Origin of the sequence: Pseudomonas sp. TMW22091 (genome assembly GCF_022496705.1) — a bacterium.
Lineage (GTDB): Bacteria > Pseudomonadota > Gammaproteobacteria > Pseudomonadales > Pseudomonadaceae > Aquipseudomonas > Aquipseudomonas saxonica.
This window is the reverse complement of record NZ_SCFI01000003.1, coordinates 1-18,180: the sequence shown is the minus strand read 5'-3', so window position 1 is coordinate 18,180 and position 18,180 is coordinate 1. Positions and strand designations below refer to the sequence as shown.

Here is an 18,180-nt window from a genome sequence, read left to right as displayed (position 1 = left end):
TTATTCGGTAAAACGGTTTTAATTTAAAGCGCTGGGTTTGACACGCGTGTTGAGCATCAGGCAGTTGTCAGCGTGGGGTCGGTTTCACTTAATGCACCCTCTGATTGATGCTGCCATAGCCGGTAATACAGCCCGCGGCGCTCCAGCAATTGGGCATGGCTGCCGTCTTCGATAATGGTGCCCTTATCCAGTACAACGATGCGGTCCAGATGGGCAATGGTCGAAAGGCGGTGGGCCACGACCAGCACCGTCTTGTCCGCCATGATGTCATCCAGGCTGCCCTGGATCAGGCTTTCAGTCTCTGAGTCGAGGCTGGCAGTGGCCTCATCAAGGACCAGTATCGGTGCGTTTTTAAGTAACGCACGAGCGATTGCAATGCGCTGGCGCTGGCCACCCGACAGTTTGACCCCGCGTTCACCGATCAAGGCGTTATAACCGTCCGGCATTTGCAGGATAAAGTCATGGGCATGAGCACGTTTTGCGGCCTGCACAATATGTGCGTCACTGGCGAGTACATCGCCATAGCCAATGTTTTCTTTTAAGGTGCGATGAAACAGACCGGGCTCTTGAGGAATTAAACCAATATGGCGATGTAATGACTGTTGAGTCATATTCTGGATGTCCGTACCGTCAACTTCAATGGTTCCACTTTGCGGGTCATAAGAGCGCAGTAAAAGACTCAGCAGGGTGGACTTTCCAGAACCTGACAGGCCAACAATACCGACCCGTTGGCCTGCGCGAATGTGCAAATTGAAGTTTCTGAAAATCGGCGCGCCGGGGTTATAGCTGAAGTTGACATTACGGAACTCAATCACGCCTTTGTTGATAACAGCCGGTTGGGCTTTTTCCCGGTCGGGCATTTCATGAGGTTGCAGCAGCGTATTGATGCTGTTTTCAATGTTGCCGACAAACTCGAACAAGTGCATGAACTGCATGCTGAGAAAACTGCATTGCGCCACAATCATCAGGCCCAGAGTTGCAACCATGACCAATTGACCGACATCGATTTTGCCCAACTGCCACAAGTACAACGCCAGTGCCACCAGACCGACCCGCAACAGGATCGATAAACTGTCCTGCAACAGGCGGATTTTTTCCTGATAGAAGAAGGAACGCTGGGCGGCTTTCTTTTCTTTGGCCTGAAAGCGGGTCAAGTAGTCGAGTTCAAAACCCTGGCGGGCAAACAGGCGGATGCTGCTCAGGTTGCCTACTGCATCAACAATCTTGCCGGTGGTGACACTGCGTGTTTGCGCATGTTCGTGGGCGAGTACTTGAGCTTTACGCGACAGCGCGTACGCCAACAGCGAGTAACACATCACCCACACCAGCAAGCTCAGGCCAAGCCACGGCGAGGCCAGCGTCAACAGCACGAGACTTGTGATCAACACCGCCAGAATCGGCAGCATCTCCACGATCAGTACCCACGTGGTGTCCAACAGACCAATACTGCCTTCACTGATCCGTTGGGCCAGGCTGCCAGCAAAGTGCTCGCCGAAATAACGCGGTGAGTGTTGTTGCAGATAGGCAAACAGGTCACGGGTGATGCGCACTTTCTGATGCGGGCGAACCATGATCATGCAAAAGGTAGCGCCCCGGGCACAGAGCATCTGCGCGACCCCAAGGCCCAATAAAAGACCGAGTGCAGGGAGACTGGCCTGTAGCAGGTCGCTCTGATCCCATAATCCGTCACTCACCGCCCCGGTAATGCGGCCAATGGCATAAGGCATCAAGGTCGCGGTCATGGCGGCGCCGATTTGCAGGAGTGCAATGCCCCAATACCAGCCGGGATAGAGGCGGATGTAGTGCCACACGAAGGCCCACGGCCGATCAGGAGGAACGGTAATAGCGTCAACTTCAGACATGACTGACCTTTCTTGGATAAGGACAAACGAGTCGATGTGGCAGCACACACGGCGCCGCCAGGCACGCAGGTTGTCGATCACGGAGTACGTCTAGCAAACGCCCAGCGCACAGAGCGGGGCGTCACAGCGCGGGTCGGGCTATGTGTCGGTGCCCGGAGAACAAGGGCGCAGAGGCAGGGGGCGCAAAGGGATCGTGCGGCGAGGCATGGTTGGCATAAGGCACACTAAGCACATCGTGAATATTCCTTTATAACAGCGGGTCTTGGACCTGACTTTTGGCCAGTCCTTGCACTGAATGCGGACGTGGATGCCGTCCCTGCTCGCAATGGGGGCGTTACAGCCACCCTGGGCGTTGTGTGCCCGGCCTGAAGATTACGAACGAGAAATGACAAGAAATATTTGTGCCAAGTTGTAACTTTTGTTCTGTAAATGTTCAGATTTGTTGGTTTGGGTAAAGATTTCGAGGGCGAGCGGGGGGTGTGTGACGGGGGATTTGCGTTTTTGGACGATGCGGGTACTGTGTGGCCCGGTTCACATTGACCAGGGATAACCATGCGCAGAGAGATAGGCTATTGGCACCGCGAAGGCCGTGAGTTGTTCTATTACCTGGAATTCAAACCGGACACCGCCGATTTTTACCTCACCTGTGAGCACACGCCTGCAGAAGGCGAGGGCAGTGTGCGTTCGGTGTTGCTCAGTGAAGCGCGGGGCGAGCGCTATTACGAAGATGCACTGTTGATTATCAAGGAGGAATTGTTCAAACAGTGCATCGTGTGACACAGCGGTGTTGGTTTAAACCGGTGTGTGGGTTGTGTTTAAAACGCGACTTCACTGATCTGTAACACCCACGCAATGGCCTGCTGCTTGTCATCCCAGACATAACGAAAGTGCGGGCCTTGAACCGGCAGCGACAGGGCTGGAGGGCGAAAGGCTGCTACGCATTCGTGAGCCTTTAGCCGCACGCTCTTGTACAGCAGCCCCCAGGCACCGTCTTCGCGTAAAGGGCGGGCGAAGGCCTGGCAGGTGCCATAGGTCTCGGGCGAGGGGTGGTGCAGCGCTGTTTTTCGGCGCACATCGATCATCGGCTGACAGATCTGATTGATGTAGGTGCGCAGAGTGATTTCGATACTGGCTTCGCACGTGGCGCGCCAGAATAGCTCCTGATGAAAGCAGGTTTCGGCAATCGCCGCTTCAACGCTGCTGGCGCAGTAATACACGCCATAGCTGCCATCGGTAAAACGGCTGGCTCGACCTATATGGGTGAACGCAGCCATCACCGGGGTGGACCCTGCACCACACAGGCGGTCTTGCGGGCTAACCCGGGTGATCAAGCCCGCCTGATCGCGCAGGCGGTCATTGGTCAAACTTTCAAGCGCAAAGGCGATATCAAGGTCTGCCGGGTCAAGGGTGTCCTCAAACACCGAGATGGGCGGGAACGCGCTGTTGATGATTCGCCATGCGTTGTCCCATGCGGGCAGCACCGCCCGCATCAACCACGTACGCCATCGAGATAGCGTCGCACGTCAGCCAGATCGACCACTTGACCGCCCAGCATGTAATTCAATGCACTTTGGCCGTTGAATGGCGCTGCGGTATTGGGCTTGTGCACCCAGCCGTAGGCGCGTTCCGGCTGATTGCTGAACAAAATGCGCAAGGATTTATGGATGCCCATCAGGTAGGAAATACGTTCAAGGGTATCGTGAGGCAGGCGCACGACGGGCAGCTTTTTATATTTGAAATAGGTGGTATTGCCGATGGCCCCCAGCAAGGTGCATTGCTGATCTTTGGTGCAACCCCAATGTTGCATCAGGTTGAAGAAAAAGGTCAGCGCAACGCGGCCTGCCTCCGGGCTGTTGATGTCGGGTTCGATGTGTCGGGCTGCGAGTCCCATAGGATTGTCCTTGGAATGATTAGGATCGACACTACTCCACATCTGGTGTTTCTCAACTGAATTGTTCGTATCTGAATTTATCATAGGCTTGGCTGCGCTTTTGCCCGGTTCATACAGCGTTGCCGCCGTTCATCGACACGCTGGGCAAACCAGGCAGTCGTCAGATTACGGGTGATTTTAGGGCTTTGCAGGGAAATACCCGGCAATACGGCGCGGGGCAGTGGCTGGCCATTTTTGCGGTCTGCGAGGGCATAGACGCGCTGGTAAACCGCCGTGTCGTTGAAGTCCAGGCTGTTGCCTTTGAGCAGCTGGTTGCGGATGGCGTTTTCGCTGAGATCCAACTGTTTGCCTAATGCGCGAACGGCTCGTTCGGTGGCACCGACCGCATAGGAATCAGGAATGGTCAGATCGCCATCCAGTGCCAACGGGATACCGGAAGCCTTGCTGACAGCATTTTGGAACGCAGCATTACGACTGGCGTACCAGCCGGCATTGAAGTCGGCGAAGCGGTACAGCGATCGTGGGTAATCCACCGGATACCCCAATAAGTGAGCAATGCCGAAATACATGCCGCCACGTCGGGTGAAAACCTCATGACGAATCGACTCGGTGACTGGATACGGATAATCGCGTGCCTGTTTTTGTGCAAAAGCGATGCTGACCTGCATCGGGCCGCCGGTGTGTACCGGGTTCAAACTGCCAAACAGGGTTTTACCCAGCGGTACCATGCCAATGAAATCATCGAAAATCGCGCTCAGTTGGCCCTCGGTTCGGGCCGTATCCAGGCGCTGGTTATAGGTCTTGCCATTGGGCGAAGTGATATTCAGCGCACTGCGCAGCACAAATTCCGGGATATGCAGCTTGCTGGCGCGCCGGTTGATTTCGCTGCGTGCGATTTTCGCCAGACCCGGTACGGGTGGGTCTGCCTGAAAGGTCGACTCTTGCTCAGTGACGGCCAGCACCGAGCAAATGTTTTCATCTGTCGGGTCCAGTTCTTGGACGGCAAAGGCGGTCTGTATATCAGTCGCCCAACCTTGACGGTCCTGCACGGTGCTCGGGAGCAGTTGTACGATCCGTGCACGTATTTGATCCGGCGAGCGCACCGGTTGCGCTGGCTGAGTGCTACAACCCGCCACGATTATGAATAGAGCAAGCGTCAAAAACCGCATGAAGAATCGATTCACTCGCGCTTATCTCCTGAAAATCATCCTATTTATGACGCGCGCTCAATCGTCGCGCGTCAGCACTTCCAGCAGTTCGATCTCAAAGGTCAGGTCTGAGTTCGGCTTGATATGGGCGCCCATGCTTCTTTCACCATAGGCCAGCTGTGCGGGCACCAGCAATTTGCGTTTGCCGCCCACCTGCATGCCCATCAAACCGATGTCCCAGCCCTTGATCACGCGACCGGTGCCAATGACACACTGGAACGGCTTGCCACGTTCGTGAGATGAGTCAAACACCGTACCGTCTGCCAGCCATCCAGTGTACTGCGTGGTGATCAAGGCGCCTTTAACCACGGTTTTACCTTCGCCACGGTGCAGGTCGATTATTTGGAGTTCTTGGGTCATGGGGGGCAAGCTCAAAAGAGGGACGTTAAGTCAGGTTGATGATGCGGTGTATTTCAGCTGTTTTACATTTTGTAATGAAATTAATCTGCAGGAATAGCCCATAGAGACTGGGAAACTGCAATCGCGCAAATGAGTAGCAGTATCATTTGCGCTTTACTCTTAAATGAGATTCTTTATCATTGAGCTTCTCGCAGTGCCGGGGATAGCTAGACACGTTGTGCCCTTTGGGCCTGCGCGAGCGATTTCCAGCCTATGGCCTGCTGAGCATTCTCCCTGGTTAAGGATCAACTGGACATGCCGTCTCGATTTAAACGCAGTCATTTCTCACTGGCTATCCTGGCCGCTCTGACGTCGCCAACGTTACTGGCTGACACGCTGGAACGCGAACGCGATGAGGTGCCGATAGAGGCCAGCGACCTGCCGGTCGACGGGACGAGACAAGCACTGCAACTTGAAGAAACCCGTGTGCTGGGCACCGCCGCACAAGAATTGAAACAGGCACCGGGTGTCTCGATTATCACCGCAGAAGACATCAAGAAGCGCCCACCCGCGAATGATCTTTCCGAAATCATCCGCCGTGAGCCGGGGGTCAACTTGACGGGTAACAGCGCCAGTGGCGCTCGTGGCAACAACCGCCAAATCGATCTGCGCGGCATGGGCCCGGAAAACACGCTGATCCTGATTGACGGCAAACCGTCTGCTTCACGCAACGCCCAGCGCTATGGCTGGAGTGGAGACCGTGATACCCGTGGCGAAACCAACTGGGTGCCGGCCGAAGAAGTCGAACGTATTGAAATCCTGCGTGGCCCGGCCGCCGCTCGCTACGGTTCCGGGGCGATGGGCGGGGTGGTGAATATCATCACCAAAAGGCCCGCCGACAAACTCAGCGGCTCGCTGACAGCCTATTACCTGTCACCTGAAGACAAGGCCGAAGGCATTAGTAAACGCACCAACTTCAATCTCAGCGGCCCGATCACCGAAGATCTGGTATTTCGCGTGTATGGCGGTGTGAACAAGACCGATGCTGACGATCCCGGCATCAACACGGCCGCGCAAGCGTCACCCGACAGTGTGGTGGCCGGCCGTGAAGGGGTGCGCAACAAAGACGTCAATGGCTTGCTCAGCTGGCAGTTCACCCCTGAGCAGAGTCTCGATCTGGAGGCCAGTTACAGTCGTCAGGGCAACATCTTTGCCGGTGACACCATGCTCAACAGTGGCGGAGATTTTGTTAACAGCCTGACCGGTAAAGAAACCTCTGTGCTTCAGCGCAGCACCTTTTCCGCGACGCACAATGGCGTGTTTGACTGGGGCTCAACCAAAGCGTCGCTGACGCACGACCTGACCCGCAACTCACGTTTGAATGAAGGCCTGGCCGGTTATGGTGAAGGCGCACCTTCTGAAAGCGCCGGCTCGTTTGAGTCACGCTTGCGCAATACGCGGGCCACAGGTGAAGTGAACCTGCCGTTGCACATGGGCACAGAGCAGGTGCTGACGGTGGGCGGCGAATACCTTTACGAATCGTTGAATGATCCGGGCTCGTTGCGTCCGCAAAGCTGGGACCCTGGCGCGGATGGCACCCCGGGGCTGCCAGGCACCGACCGCACACAAACCAAAACAACCGCCAACAGTTATGCGTTTTACGTTGAAGACAACATCGAAGTCGGTGCCAAAACCATTGTCACGCCGGGGGTTCGATTCGATCACCATAACGAGTTCGGCGGCAACTGGAGCCCGAGCCTCAACGCGTCTCATCAGATCACCGATGAACTGAGCATCAAGGGGGGGATCGCCCGTGCCTATAAAACCCCGAACCTGTATCAATCCAACCCCAACTACCTGTTGTACAGTCGCGGCCAGGGTTGCAGTTCCGTCGAGGTGAACCTCGGTGGTTGCTATCTGGTGGGTAACCCCGACCTCAAGCCGGAAATCAGCATCAACAAAGAGATTGGCCTGGCGTTCGACAAAGGGACGTGGCGCACCAGCGGTACGTATTTTCGCAACGACTATCAAAACAAGATCAACGCCAGTAACGAAGCAGTATTCCGCTTGCCCAACGGGCGTCGTGTCCTGCAATGGGAGAACAGTGGCAAGGCCATTGTGCAAGGGATCGAGGGCAACCTGTTTGTCAGCCTGCGCGACGATCTGGACTGGAACACCAACCTGACCTACATGATCGAAAGCAAGGACAAGGAAACCGGTGATCCGTTGAGCATCATTCCAAAGTACACCTTGAATACGATGCTCGACTGGTACGCTACCGAAAAACTGTCCTTCCAGGTCAGTGGCACCTACTACGGCAAGCAGGAAGCGCCCAAGCGCAACAACCGGGCTAACGAAGAACTCGACAAATCGGTACAGATTCCGCTCGATCCCTACGGTTTGGTAGGCGTGAGCAGTGGTTATGAGTTCAATAAGCACCTGAGCGTGCGCCTGGGCATCAACAACCTGTTCGACAAGCACTTGTACCGCAAGGGCAACTCGGATGAGGCCGGGGCGCAGACCTACAACGAAGCGGGCCGTGCTTATTTCGCCTCGGTGACCAGTTCGTTCTGATCCCCTGGTGGGCCCTGTCACAGTTGGCTGTGCGGGCATTTATGGCGTGACATCTGAAGTAGCGGGTGTCGCGCCGTTGTCGCATCTGGCGCAGGCAAAAAAACAGAGCATGTGAAGGATTGAACCCATGAAACTTGCAACCTCGGCCTGGCTGCCGATCCTGTCCCGCACACTGGCAGCACTGGTGGGCGGCTATGTCTTTACCTATGCCTTTACGGCGGCTTTGGCGCGGGTATTACCGCTGGACAATGTGGACTCGCTGATCGTTGCCAGCCTGCTGTCTTTTGTGATCTACACCCTGGCTATTTTGTGGGCCTTCGCTGCCCGTCATCAGTGGGCTGCCTGGATGGGCCCGGTATTGGCGGTGCCGTTAGCCACAATCGGTTTTTGGCCGCAATGGCTGGAGCGTCTTGGATGAAACAGACCCTGACCCAATCAATGGCCTGGCTGCACACGTGGGGCGGCTTGATTGTCGGCTGGTTGTTGTTGGTGATTTTTCTGACCGGCAGCCTGGCGGTGTTTGATCAAGAGCTCGATAACTGGATGCAGCCGGAGTTGCCTGCGCACCACCTGAGCGATGAGCAGGCAGTGCAATTGGCGCTGGGCTATCTGAGTGAACACAAGGCCGATGCCAGGCAGTGGGGTATCAGCTTGCCCAACGAACGTTCGCCCCAGCTTCAGGCTTCAACCGGCGGGCGCCGTGATGGCGTTTCGGTGAGTCTGGACCCCGACACCGGCGAGGTCTTGCCGGTGCGTGAAACGGCAGGCGGGATGTTCTTTTTCGGTTTCCACTTCACCTTGCACCTGCCGCGCATGATCGGCATTTATCTCGTGGGCGCGTTGGCAATGGGCATGCTGGCTGCATTGATCAGCGGCATCGTGATTCATAAAAAATTCTTCAAGGAGTTCTTCACCTTCCGCCCGGCCAAGGGGCAGCGCTCCTGGCTAGATGCCCATAATGCGAGCGCTGTGCTGTTGCTGCCGTTCCACCTGATGATTACTTACAGCGGGCTGGCGATATTTTTGATCATCTACATGCCGGCAGCGATGGACGCGTTGTTTGATGGCAACCGTGAAGCCTTTTTCAAGGCCCAAGATGCAGCGCCTGCGGTGCGCGAAGCTGCACGCGGTGTACGAGCTGAACCTGCTCCTCTGGTGCAGATGGCTCCGCTGCTGGCCAAAGCCCGTGAGGTGATGGGGCCCTTGGGAGGGGTGAGTATCAGCAACCCCGGGCAGAGCACTGCCGAAATCCAGATTCGGCCACTGCTGGGCAACCGCATCGCCCTGACCAAGGGCCAGGGTATGCGGTTTAACGGGGTCACTGGCGAACAGCTGTCCGGGCCGACAGACATGCGGGCCAGCGTTCTCACGCACCGCGTTATTTCCGGGCTGCACTTCGCCCAGTTTGGTGGCTACCCGATGCGCTGGCTGTACTTTGTGTGCGGTTTGATCAGCACTGCCATGATCGGCAGCGGCCTGGTCTTGTTCACGGTCAAGCGTCGACGGAAATACGCCAGTGAAGGCCGGGTAGGGCAGGTGCTGTATCGGCTGGTTGAAGCAATAAACGTAGCCGTCATGGCCGGTTTGTGCCTGGCTTGCATCAGCCTGCTGTGGGCCAATCGGTTGCTGCCTGCGGGCATGACAGACCGCGCAGCGGCCGAACTGAATGTGTTCTTTTGCATCTGGGCGTTGAGCGTGGGCCATGCCCTGTTTCGTTCGCGCATGCAGGCCTGGCGTGAGCAATTGGCGGTGGCGGGGGTGATGTGCCTGACATTGCCGTTGCTCAGCGTATTGACGGTCAACGCCCCGTGGGCACTTCCCAGCCGTGCAGGCGTGGAACTGACAGCGATGGGCCTGGGGGCTTTATTGCTGTGGGCCAGCTGGAAAGTCTCGCAACCGACGGCGGTGCGTGTGCCGCGTCGTAACAGTGGTGCAATGGCTGAGGGCAACTGATATGGCGGGTCATTTCTTTGCAGCGCTGGCCTGTGCCTACATCGCCATGCTGGCGTTGTGTCAGGGGCTTGAACGCCACTACAAACAGGTCTGGCATACCGCGCCGTCGCCACGACTGCGTCGGTTATTACGTGGTGGCGGCTGGCTGAGTCTGGCGCTGAGTTTTTACTTCAGTGGCCAGGCGTGGGGATGGGCGATGGGCCCGGTTGGCTGGTTCGGGCTGATCTCGTTAAGTGGTTTCGCGTTGCTTATGCTGCTGCCTTACCGGCCACGGCTGGCCGTGTGGTTACCCGTGAGTTTTGCCCCGATGTGGGCTGTAGGGGTGATGCTGTTGTAGCTCGGTTGGGGGCACTTGAGCGCAAAACCGGGTACATGGTTTTACCTGATATCGCCAGAGAGTGGTGATCTGCTTGTGATCTGGTTTTTGATCTGGTTTTTGATCTGGTTTTTGATCTTGATCTACCGCCCCTTTCGGGAGGCCGAGTGGAGGTTCTGCGCAGTGGGTCGACCGGCATGGATGCCGGGAGAGCTGCGATCGGCCTCCCGAAGGAGCGGCAGATCAAGATCACAAGCAGATCAAAAGCAGATCAAAAGCAGATCACAAGCAGATCAAAATCTCGGTGGCGATGAGGGTATCTACAGCATTCGCAGTGCTTACAGGTTATTGATCAAACTCTGCCGACAGTGCAGCGTCAACCAGGCACCCCCGTTGTCGCGGTTACGCACCTCCAGCGTAAAACCATGCAAACTGACAATCGCCGCCACAATGGATAACCCCAGCCCGAAGCCTGCATGGGTGTCATCACACCGATAAAAACGCTGAAATACCGCCACACGCTCAGCCTCCGGAATACCCGGCCCGGTATCCAGCACTTCAATACGCGGGCTACCTTCATCGTTGACTGCACGCAAAATCACCTCACCACCAGGCGGGGTAAATTTGATCGAATTGCTCAACAAGTTGCTCAGCGCTTCAAACAATAAGGCACGGTCGCCGACCAAGCTTGGGAGCGGTTCGGCAGCATCGAGAACCAACGTGATCTGGCCTTCTTCTGCCAGTGGCAGATAAAAGTCGTACAGTTCCTGAAGTAAAGGCAAGGGATCGAGTTGCAAGAAGCCCGAGCGACGCTGGTGGTCTTCCAGCTCGGAAATCCGCAACAACCCGCGAAAGCGCGCCATCAGCGTGTCAGTTTCACCGATCACTTCTTCCAGTTGCAGGGCCTCAGGGGAACCTTCTGCCGCTTGCTGTTGAATCCGGTACAACTGAGCTCGCAGCCGGGTCAGCGGGGTGCGCAGGTCGTGGGCGATGTTGTCGCACACGCCTTTGACCTCATGCATCAACAGCTCAATACGGTCGAGCATGGCGTTGACAATCGCGGCCAGCATGTCGAGCTCATCGCGTCGATCCGACAGCGGCAGGCGATAGGTCAAGTCACCCGCGACGATGGCTTCGGCGCTGGCCTGAATCGCGCGCACCCGTTGCAATGGGCGTCGGCGCAATAAGTGCCAGCCAGCAATGCCGGGGATGATGGTCAGCGATATACCCCACAACAGCGCGTGCAGAATGATCCGCGTCACAGCAAACAGTGAGCCGTTATCGCGCACCAGCACCAGCCAGCGACCATCGTGAGTCTGCGTGGCTACGGCGTCGCAGCTGTCTTGCGGCAGGTTGGGGTCATCGGAAACGATGCAAGTGCTCAACTCATGGATTTCACCATCCAGCGGCAGGTCTTCAGGAATGCTCTGGATGGGGCCGCTTAGCGGTCGCTTTTGCGCATCAAACAGCCCGTAAGCATCCACGGTGCGCATATCGAACGTCAGGCTGGTGGCCAGCGCTTCGTCCAGCTGCTCGCCCTGAAAGCGTGAAAACAGGTGCTGGCGTTGCATCAATGAGTGCTTGGCCAGGTTGCCCAGATAGTCCGACACTTCGTAATACAGCACCCCCATGAGGATGCAACTCCAGGCCACGAACAAGAAACTGTACAGCGCCAGCAGTCGGCTGCTGGAGGAGCGCCAGCCCTTAGAGGGGTTCGGCAATGACATAGCCGGAGCCTCGAACGGTGCGAATCAATGGCACCAGGCCCTGAGGATCAATTTTTTTGCGCAGACGGCCAATGTGCACGTCGATCAGGTTGGTGCCAGGGTCGAAGTGATAGCCCCAGACTTCTTCAAAAATCATCATGCGCGAGAGGATTTGCCCGGTGTTGCGCATCAAAAATTCCAGCAGTTTGTATTCGGTGGGCAGCAGGCTCAGTTGCTGCTCGGCGCGACTGGCTTCGCGGGTGATCAGGTTCAGCTCCAGATCGGCCACACGCAACGAGGTTTCGTGTTTGTCGACCGGGCTTTTACGGCGCAACAAGACTTCAACCCGGGCGGCCATTTCGTCGCTGGCAAAGGGTTTGGTCAGGTAGTCATCGCCACCGGCGCGCAGGCCACGAACACGTTCATCAACATCGGACAGGGCGCTGATCATCAGAATCGGTGTGCTGACGCCGATGGTGCGCAAGGTGGTCACAATGGCCAGACCGTCGAGTTCAGGGAGCATGCGGTCGAGGGTGATCAGGTCATAATCACCGCTGACGGCGCGTACCAATCCTTCGCGGCCATTGGCGACCCAATCGACTTCCAGTCCGTGGCTGCTTAACTCAGCCACGATCTCTTTTGCCGTTACGGCATCGTCTTCGATGGTCAAAATGCGGGGCATACCTTCACCTGAGTGGGCTTTTTGTCGGTGAGCACATTTTGCCCACAAAAAGCTGAAACGTTTCTTAAGAAAATTTCATGTTCAGCTTAGCGACAGTAAAGGCTAGCCGAAATCCCACTCGGTGTTTGAATCAGGTTACAGCCCGCTGCTGGTTCAGGCTTCGCGGCCGGCTTTATGGCCCGCGCTGATCGCCCCCTCGATATAACCAATACTGTGGCAATCACCAATGCTGCTGGCGGGTAAGCCGGCCCGGCTCAGTTCATCCAGTAAATCGGTATTGGGCTGAGCACCGATGGCCAGCACCACCGAGTCGGCTTCACTGTACGCAACTTGTCCATCAGCCATTTGATAATGCACGCCCTTGCCGTCAATGGCCGTCACACTTGCGCCGGTCTTGAGGTCGCCACCGTGCACACGGATTTCATGCAGCACCCGCCAGCGCCGCACAATGGCCAGTTCGCGGCCCAAATGGGTGCCGCTTTCGAGCACAGTCACCTGTCGGCCTCGGGCCAGCAGAAATTCGGCCAGTTCCAGCCCCACCAGTCCGCCGCCGATGATGGTCACGCGCTTGCCCAGGGGCATCCACATCCGCGACAGTTTTTGCAAGGCTTCGCTGCTGTCCGTCACACCGGCCAAACTACCGGCTTTCATCAGGGTGCGCTGGGTGAAGGACAGTTTACGTTTGGCAATTTCATCCGCACGGTCGCCGGTCATCAAACGGCGCAATTCGTCCCCGCTCCAGACATGGTCCAGCTCGGCGCCGGGAATGGCCGGGGCTGAACGTTCGGCACCCACCGCCACCAGCACCTGATCGGCAGCCAAGTCGCGCAACAGGGCAGGGCTGGCCGTGGTGTTGAGGCGAACATCAATCGAAGATAGCTGCACCTGCACCTTGAGGTTGTCCAGCAGCCGGGCATTTTCGGCATAGGCCAGGCCAGCAAAGAACAGGGTGCCGCCCAGACGGTCGCTGCGCTCCAGTAATGTCACCCGATGCCCGCGCAGGGCCGCGACACGAGCCGCTTCCATGCCGGCAGGCCCGGCGCCGATGATCACGATATGTTTGGCTGTGAGTGCCGGGCTGATGACGTATTCAAATTCATGCCCGGTCATGGGGTTGACGGCGCACTTGACCCGTTCGTTGATAAAGATCTGGCTGACACAGACATAGCAGTAAATGCACGGCCTGATGGTGTTTTCCTGGCCATTGATCAATTTGTTAGGCAGCTCAGGGTCTGCCAGCAGCTTGCGGGCCATGGCGATAAAGTCACAGTCGCCGCGTTTCAAGGCGGCTTCGCCTGACTGCGGTTCAATACGGCCCACCGCAATCACGGGCAGGTTGACGCTGCGCTTGATTGCCGCTGTCCATTCCAGAAAGCCGTCGGGCTTTTGCACCAGTGGCGCTTCGGTAAATACCACGCCGCTGATGATGCGCGCGCTGGCCGATACGCTGACCGCATCCACGCCAGCGGCCTCAGCCATGCGCGCCACGGCCTGAGCGTCCTGCAAACTGATGCCGTTGGGGGTGTGCAGTTCTTGGGCATCGAGCCTCAGCCACACGGCAAATTCATCACCGACCTTGGCCCGCACGGCGGCGATGATGTCCAGCAGCAGGCGGGCACGGTTTTCCAGCGAGCCGCCATAATCGTCTTCACGCTGGTTGTAATAAGAGGACAGGAAACCGGCAATGATGTAGCCGTGGGCCGCGTGTATTTCGACACCGTCGAACCCGGCTCTTTTGGCTCGGTCGGCTGCCATGGCAAACCAGTCGATCATTTGCGCGATGTCGGCGTCGTCCATAACCCGGATCGGCGAGCCTTCAGCGCGACGTTTCATGGAGCTGACAAAGTTGTTCAGCTCTTCGGGTGTCAAGGCCGCCATCATGTCGCTTTGCAGCACTGGTGGTACTGAGGGCACCCACAGCTGCCGACCTTCAGCCATGTCACGCACCGAGGTCTTGCCGGCGTGTTGCAGTTGCATCGCAATTTTCGCACCGTGTTGGTGAACACGTTCAGCGAGGCGGCTGAGACCGGGGAGGAATTCATCGCTGGACACCCCCACCTGAAAGGGCTCCGCGGTGCCGGCCGGAAACGCCACCGAGCACACGCCCATGATCAATAAACCGGCGCCGCCTCTGGCGCGGGTTTCGTAATACGCTTGAATGCGTTCACCACAGTGACCATCGGCTTCAGCGAAATTGGAACCCATTGGCGCCATGATGATGCGGTTACGCAGCTGGAGTGAACCGATGCGTCCGGGTGCCAGCAACTGAGGGAATTTTGTCATTGTTATTTCAGTCCGAGCTCAAGTGATGGAGATGAAGCTTCAGGCCTCGGTCAGCTTCGCAGAAAGTCCAGGCAGGCCTTGTTGAACAACTCGCGGTGCTCGACCTGAACCCAGTGGCCGCAGCGATTGAGCATGATAAAGCGGGCATTGGGTGCATGCTTCAGCACTTTCAGGGCGCCTGAGGCAGGGTTGAAGTTGTCATCAGTGCCCCAGAATCCGAGGATCGGCGCTTGCAGCTCTTCGAGGCGATCAGTCATGTTCGGCACCATCATGGTGGCGAACAGATTACGTGGCTGGTGGATGGCCACGGCCACGCGTTCGGCCAGCAGGTTGTCGTCCAGTTGCGAACTGTCGAACAATTGCAAACTCATAATCCGACGCATTTGTTCAATGCCCAGCGGCCCGGCGCTGTACAACTCGACCATGCGCTGGATGCCGATCATCTTGAAGTACGTTTCGCGTTCTTCCACGCCGCCCGGTGCCATGAGAATCAACTTCTCTACACGCTCGGGTTCTGCCAGCGCCAGGCCCAGCGCGATCGCGCCGCCCAGTGAGTTACCGAGCAGAATCGCGCGTTTGACACCCACCGCCTTGAGAAACCCGGAGATGGTTTTGACGAAAAAGTCGAGATCGTAGTTCACGTCTTCGGGTTTGTCCGAGCGCCCGAAACCCGGCAAGTCCACCACCAGATTGCGAAAGCCGGCGGCGACAAACTGGGGGTAGTTGCCTTTGAAATTGCTGTAGCCGCTGGCGCCCGGGCCGCTGCCGTGCAACCACAGCACGACCGGTCCGCTGCCCTCGTCGAGAAAGTGCAGGCGCAGGCCGTTGTCGAGGGTGACGAAGTGGCCGATCGGCAGTGGCAGGTCTTGTTCAGTCATTACAGGCTCTCCAAATATCAGGCGCTGACAGCGTTCGCCAAAGGGGCGGGCGACGGCGCGATGTGGTTCAGGTGATTACGGTAGCGCGGCAAGGCCATGGCCAGGAAAACCGAGGCCACTACCAGCAGCGACACACAGGACGCCAGGGCATAACGCAGGCCTTCGCTGCCCAGTCGATGGGCGAAGCCGTCACTGAGCATGCCAATCAACAGCGGGCCAACGCCGACACCGAGCAAGGTCATGGCCATCACGAAAATAGCGGTCGCTTGCGCCAGTCGAGTCGCCGGGAACAGATGCGAGATAGCCCCCAGACACGGCGTTGCCCACCACGTACCGAAGAAACTGAACACGCTGTAAAACAGGAACGCTGTGGGCACTGGCGTGTTACCGATTGAAAACGCAGTGCCGACGGGCCAGAGGAAGTAGGCAAGGCCAAACGGGATACTGATCAGCGTGCCGATTAACGGCACACCGATTTGCCAACCCTTGTCGCGGCGCGCCAGACGGTCACAGAGAATGCCGCAAGTGAGTGTGCCCAACGTCGCCCCTGCGCCTCCGGCCACCCCTGCCAACAACCCTGCATCTTGCAGGCTTAAACCGTGGGAACGGATCAGGAAGCTGGGGCTCCAGGTGCCGATGGCATAGCCGGCGATGGCCGCTGATCCCCCGGTCAGTACCAGCCACAGATAAGACGGAGTTTGAAACAGCTCGCGGATAGTCTTGGCCCAATGTGTTTGCACGGCTTGCCGTGGATTGACCAGCATCGTCGGTTTGGGCGCCCGCACGGTCAGCATCAACAGCAAACCGAGGAAAATGCCCGGTGCGCCGATCACCACAAAGGCAGTGCGCCAGCCGTAGTGTTGAGCGATCCAGCCGCCCAGCCCCAAGCCAAAAATAGCGCCCAGGCTGGAGCCCAGCATCAGGACAGAAAGGGCGGTTGAGCGCCGTTCTGGTGGGTACAGATCGGAGACCATCGCCATCGACGGCGCGGTGCCTCCGGCCTCACCGATAGCCACCCCGATGCGGGCGACCACCAGCATCGTGAAACTGGCGGCGAGGCCACAGAAAATCGTCATCAGGCTCCAGGCAATGCAACTGAGCGCGATGACGGGTTTACGCCCGATACGGTCGGACAGGCGCCCCAGCGGAAAGCCGAACACCGTGTAAAACACCGCGAACGTCACGCCTGAAAGCAGCCCGATACCGGTGTCGGAAATGCCGAATTCAGCTTTCACTGGCTCGATCAAAATCGCCATCAGCAGCCGGTCGATGTAATTGAACACGTAAATGGCAGCCAATACGCCTAATGCGTAGTGAGTTCGCCAGGTAGGGCGCACAAATGAATTCACAACGGGTTCTCCCGGTTTTGTTCTAGTTATCGAGTTATTCCACGGACAGGGTCGTGGGTACATCGTCCATTTAGACCAGCTACCGGGTTGGCAGGGAAGAACAAAGCGGAGCAGATTTTTTTTGAAAAATTATTTAAGTACGAGCTGCAGTGCGTCGCCTTGGGTTCTTATACCTCCTGGTTCTGGAACCCATCATGGAAATTACCCGTCAGCCGGCTACTGGTTTTAGCCGATGTGCCGAGCCTGCGGGCACCGGCAAAAGCCCGTCTGCCACAGACAAAGCCGTCGCTGCGGTCAGCGCCCCGACCAGTGTCAAACCAGGCCTGGAACAGATCCAGTCAGTTTTGGGGCAACTGCCAACGCTGGACCTGGACAAAGTCGCAAGCCTCAAATCCGCGTTGGCGGCGGGTGAGTTGGTCACTGACAGTGCAGCATTGGCGGCAGCGATGCTTGTTTATCATCAGGGTGATAGTCGTTGAGTCAGCGTGATCAACTGCTCAGCATCATTGAGCGGGATGTATTGGATGACGTCACGGATTTTGCCCTGCTCAATGAGCAGATGACCCGTCTTCACGGGCTATTACTGGCCCGTGACACGGATGAAATCAACGTGGCCAATGAGAGCATTCTGCTGTTGCTTGATGCTGTACGCGGGCGTGCTCGTCGTCGCAGCAAAGTGTTGGCTGCCTTCCAGCTAGGCGCAGGGAGCCAGGCAATGGATACCCTGATAGGTTACTTGGCGCCCGTCAGGCGATCACGGGTACACACTGCGTGGAAAGAAGTGGTGAGTGGTGCAGAGCGATGCCTTTTGCTGAATGAGCGCAATGGCAAACTATTAGCTTTGCAGAGCGATATAGTCCAGCGGTTACTGGACCCGCAGGCGGGGGAGCTTTACGCGCCGGAGTATTGAAATAATCAGGGGCAGAGTGATCCAACATCCGGAGGTTGCAGGTGCAGGTGCAGGTGCAGGTGCAGGTGCAGTTGCAGTTGCTCTTGCTTTTGATCTTGATCTTGATCTGCCGCCCCTTCGGGAGGCCGAGTGGAGGTTTCGCGGAGTGGGTCGACCGGCATGGATGCCGGGAGAGCTGCGATCGGGCCATGGATGGCCCGTCGCAGCGTGCCCACGGAGCGGGACCGGA

17 protein-coding genes and 1 pseudogene are annotated in these 18,180 nt (G+C 57.4%); 7 read left to right on the top strand and 11 right to left on the bottom strand.

The window, feature by feature from the left end; genetic code table 11:
- Positions 1–56: 56 nt before the first annotated feature.
- Positions 57–1,862 carry an ABC transporter ATP-binding protein gene (locus EQV93_RS06635; protein ID WP_240891184.1) on the bottom strand — a complete coding sequence of 602 codons (1,806 nt, stop codon included), beginning with the start codon at positions 1,860–1,862 and terminating at the stop codon, positions 57–59.
- A 552-nt stretch (positions 1,863–2,414) separates the two neighbouring features.
- On the opposite strand from EQV93_RS06635, the gene EQV93_RS06630 reads away from it, so the two are divergent.
- The gene (locus tag EQV93_RS06630; protein WP_240891183.1) at positions 2,415–2,639 is read left to right on the top strand and encodes a hypothetical protein; all 225 of its coding nucleotides are present in this window, start codon (positions 2,415–2,417) and stop codon (positions 2,637–2,639) included.
- A 38-nt stretch (positions 2,640–2,677) separates the two neighbouring features.
- Here EQV93_RS06630 and EQV93_RS06625 read toward each other — a convergent pair whose 3' ends face one another.
- The 4 genes from EQV93_RS06625 to EQV93_RS06610 form a co-directional block, all read right to left on the bottom strand.
- A complete protein-coding gene (locus EQV93_RS06625; protein ID WP_240891182.1) occupies positions 2,678–3,352 on the bottom strand; it encodes an RES family NAD+ phosphorylase in 675 nt (224 codons plus the stop codon).
- Positions 3,352–3,753, bottom strand: a complete 402-nt coding sequence (locus tag EQV93_RS06620) for an MbcA/ParS/Xre antitoxin family protein (protein WP_240891180.1) — start codon at positions 3,751–3,753, stop codon at positions 3,352–3,354. Before EQV93_RS06620 ends, EQV93_RS06625 begins: the two co-directional genes overlap by 1 nt.
- Positions 3,754–3,833: 80 nt before the next feature.
- A complete protein-coding gene (locus EQV93_RS06615) occupies positions 3,834–4,922 on the bottom strand; it encodes a DUF1615 domain-containing protein (RefSeq protein ID WP_240891401.1) in 1,089 nt (362 codons plus the stop codon).
- Between the two features lie 57 nt (positions 4,923–4,979).
- Positions 4,980–5,321 (bottom strand): FKBP-type peptidyl-prolyl cis-trans isomerase, encoded by a 342-nt coding sequence (locus EQV93_RS06610; RefSeq protein ID WP_122783599.1) that lies wholly within the window; start codon positions 5,319–5,321, stop codon positions 4,980–4,982.
- Between the two features lie 294 nt (positions 5,322–5,615).
- Between EQV93_RS06610 and EQV93_RS06605 the strand changes: the two genes are divergently transcribed.
- The 4 genes from EQV93_RS06605 (at position 5,616) to EQV93_RS06590 (ending at position 10,164) form a co-directional block, all read left to right on the top strand.
- Complete coding sequence (locus EQV93_RS06605; protein ID WP_240891179.1) at positions 5,616–7,874, top strand: FepA family TonB-dependent siderophore receptor; 2,259 nt, start codon at positions 5,616–5,618, stop codon at positions 7,872–7,874.
- A 127-nt stretch (positions 7,875–8,001) separates the two neighbouring features.
- Complete coding sequence (locus EQV93_RS06600) at positions 8,002–8,292, top strand: iron transporter (RefSeq protein ID WP_122783601.1); 291 nt, start codon at positions 8,002–8,004, stop codon at positions 8,290–8,292.
- Complete coding sequence (locus tag EQV93_RS06595) at positions 8,289–9,827, top strand: PepSY-associated TM helix domain-containing protein (RefSeq protein ID WP_240891176.1); 1,539 nt, start codon at positions 8,289–8,291, stop codon at positions 9,825–9,827. The genes EQV93_RS06600 and EQV93_RS06595 overlap by 4 nt, the downstream gene beginning before the upstream one ends.
- 1 nt (position 9,828) lies before the next feature.
- On the top strand, positions 9,829–10,164 hold the full coding sequence (locus EQV93_RS06590) for a DUF3325 domain-containing protein (protein ID WP_122783603.1): 336 nt from the start codon (positions 9,829–9,831) through the stop codon (positions 10,162–10,164).
- Between the two features lie 317 nt (positions 10,165–10,481).
- Here the strand turns inward: EQV93_RS06590 and EQV93_RS06585 are convergent, their stop codons facing one another.
- The 5 genes from EQV93_RS06585 to EQV93_RS06565 all read right to left on the bottom strand — a co-directional run bounded on the left by EQV93_RS06585 (position 10,482) and on the right by EQV93_RS06565 (position 17,041).
- On the bottom strand, positions 10,482–11,870 hold the full coding sequence (locus EQV93_RS06585) for a sensor histidine kinase (protein ID WP_122783604.1): 1,389 nt from the start codon (positions 11,868–11,870) through the stop codon (positions 10,482–10,484).
- On the bottom strand, positions 11,848–12,531 hold the full coding sequence (locus EQV93_RS06580; protein ID WP_122783605.1) for a response regulator transcription factor: 684 nt from the start codon (positions 12,529–12,531) through the stop codon (positions 11,848–11,850). Before EQV93_RS06580 ends, EQV93_RS06585 begins: the two co-directional genes overlap by 23 nt.
- A 153-nt stretch (positions 12,532–12,684) precedes the next feature.
- Positions 12,685–14,814 carry an oxidoreductase gene (locus EQV93_RS06575; protein WP_240891174.1) on the bottom strand — a complete coding sequence of 710 codons (2,130 nt, stop codon included), beginning with the start codon at positions 14,812–14,814 and terminating at the stop codon, positions 12,685–12,687.
- A gap of 50 nt (positions 14,815–14,864) precedes the next feature.
- Positions 14,865–15,692 carry an alpha/beta fold hydrolase gene (locus tag EQV93_RS06570; protein WP_122783607.1) on the bottom strand — a complete coding sequence of 276 codons (828 nt, stop codon included), beginning with the start codon at positions 15,690–15,692 and terminating at the stop codon, positions 14,865–14,867.
- A gap of 17 nt (positions 15,693–15,709) precedes the next feature.
- Positions 15,710–17,041 carry a spinster family MFS transporter gene (locus EQV93_RS06565; protein WP_122783608.1) on the bottom strand — a complete coding sequence of 444 codons (1,332 nt, stop codon included), beginning with the start codon at positions 17,039–17,041 and terminating at the stop codon, positions 15,710–15,712.
- A gap of 194 nt (positions 17,042–17,235) precedes the next feature.
- Here EQV93_RS06565 and EQV93_RS06560 point away from each other — a divergent pair, with 194 nt between their 5' ends.
- On the top strand, positions 17,236–17,520 hold the full coding sequence (locus EQV93_RS06560; protein ID WP_240891173.1) for a flagellar biosynthesis anti-sigma factor FlgM: 285 nt from the start codon (positions 17,236–17,238) through the stop codon (positions 17,518–17,520).
- Positions 17,517–17,951, top strand: coding sequence for a flagellar export chaperone FlgN (gene flgN, locus EQV93_RS06555; protein WP_122783610.1), 435 nt, complete (start codon positions 17,517–17,519; stop codon positions 17,949–17,951). The genes EQV93_RS06560 and flgN overlap by 4 nt, the downstream gene beginning before the upstream one ends.
- A gap of 5 nt (positions 17,952–17,956) precedes the next feature.
- Here flgN and EQV93_RS06550 read toward each other — a convergent pair.
- Positions 17,957–18,180, bottom strand: a pseudogene (locus EQV93_RS06550) (hypothetical protein); the annotation flags it as partial.

Coding starts and splice junctions, on each gene's coding strand:
- EQV93_RS06580 (WP_122783605.1), bottom strand. CDS start 12,531: ATGCCCCGCATTTTGACCATCGAAGACGATGCCGTAACGGCAAAAGAG.
- EQV93_RS06585 (WP_122783604.1), bottom strand. CDS start 11,870: ATGTCATTGCCGAACCCCTCTAAGGGCTGGCGCTCCTCCAGCAGCCGA.
- EQV93_RS06610 (WP_122783599.1), bottom strand. CDS start 5,321: ATGACCCAAGAACTCCAAATAATCGACCTGCACCGTGGCGAAGGTAAA.
- EQV93_RS06600 (WP_122783601.1), top strand. CDS start 8,002: ATGAAACTTGCAACCTCGGCCTGGCTGCCGATCCTGTCCCGCACACTG.
- EQV93_RS06630 (WP_240891183.1), top strand. CDS start 2,415: ATGCGCAGAGAGATAGGCTATTGGCACCGCGAAGGCCGTGAGTTGTTC.
- EQV93_RS06560 (WP_240891173.1), top strand. CDS start 17,236: ATGGAAATTACCCGTCAGCCGGCTACTGGTTTTAGCCGATGTGCCGAG.
- EQV93_RS06570 (WP_122783607.1), bottom strand. CDS start 15,692: ATGACTGAACAAGACCTGCCACTGCCGATCGGCCACTTCGTCACCCTC.
- EQV93_RS06635 (WP_240891184.1), bottom strand. CDS start 1,862: ATGTCTGAAGTTGACGCTATTACCGTTCCTCCTGATCGGCCGTGGGCC.
- EQV93_RS06625 (WP_240891182.1), bottom strand. CDS start 3,352: ATGCGGGCGGTGCTGCCCGCATGGGACAACGCATGGCGAATCATCAAC.
- EQV93_RS06620 (WP_240891180.1), bottom strand. CDS start 3,753: ATGGGACTCGCAGCCCGACACATCGAACCCGACATCAACAGCCCGGAG.
- EQV93_RS06595 (WP_240891176.1), top strand. CDS start 8,289: ATGAAACAGACCCTGACCCAATCAATGGCCTGGCTGCACACGTGGGGC.
- EQV93_RS06590 (WP_122783603.1), top strand. CDS start 9,829: ATGGCGGGTCATTTCTTTGCAGCGCTGGCCTGTGCCTACATCGCCATG.
- EQV93_RS06615 (WP_240891401.1), bottom strand. CDS start 4,922: ATGCGGTTTTTGACGCTTGCTCTATTCATAATCGTGGCGGGTTGTAGC.
- EQV93_RS06575 (WP_240891174.1), bottom strand. CDS start 14,814: ATGACAAAATTCCCTCAGTTGCTGGCACCCGGACGCATCGGTTCACTC.
- EQV93_RS06605 (WP_240891179.1), top strand. CDS start 5,616: ATGCCGTCTCGATTTAAACGCAGTCATTTCTCACTGGCTATCCTGGCC.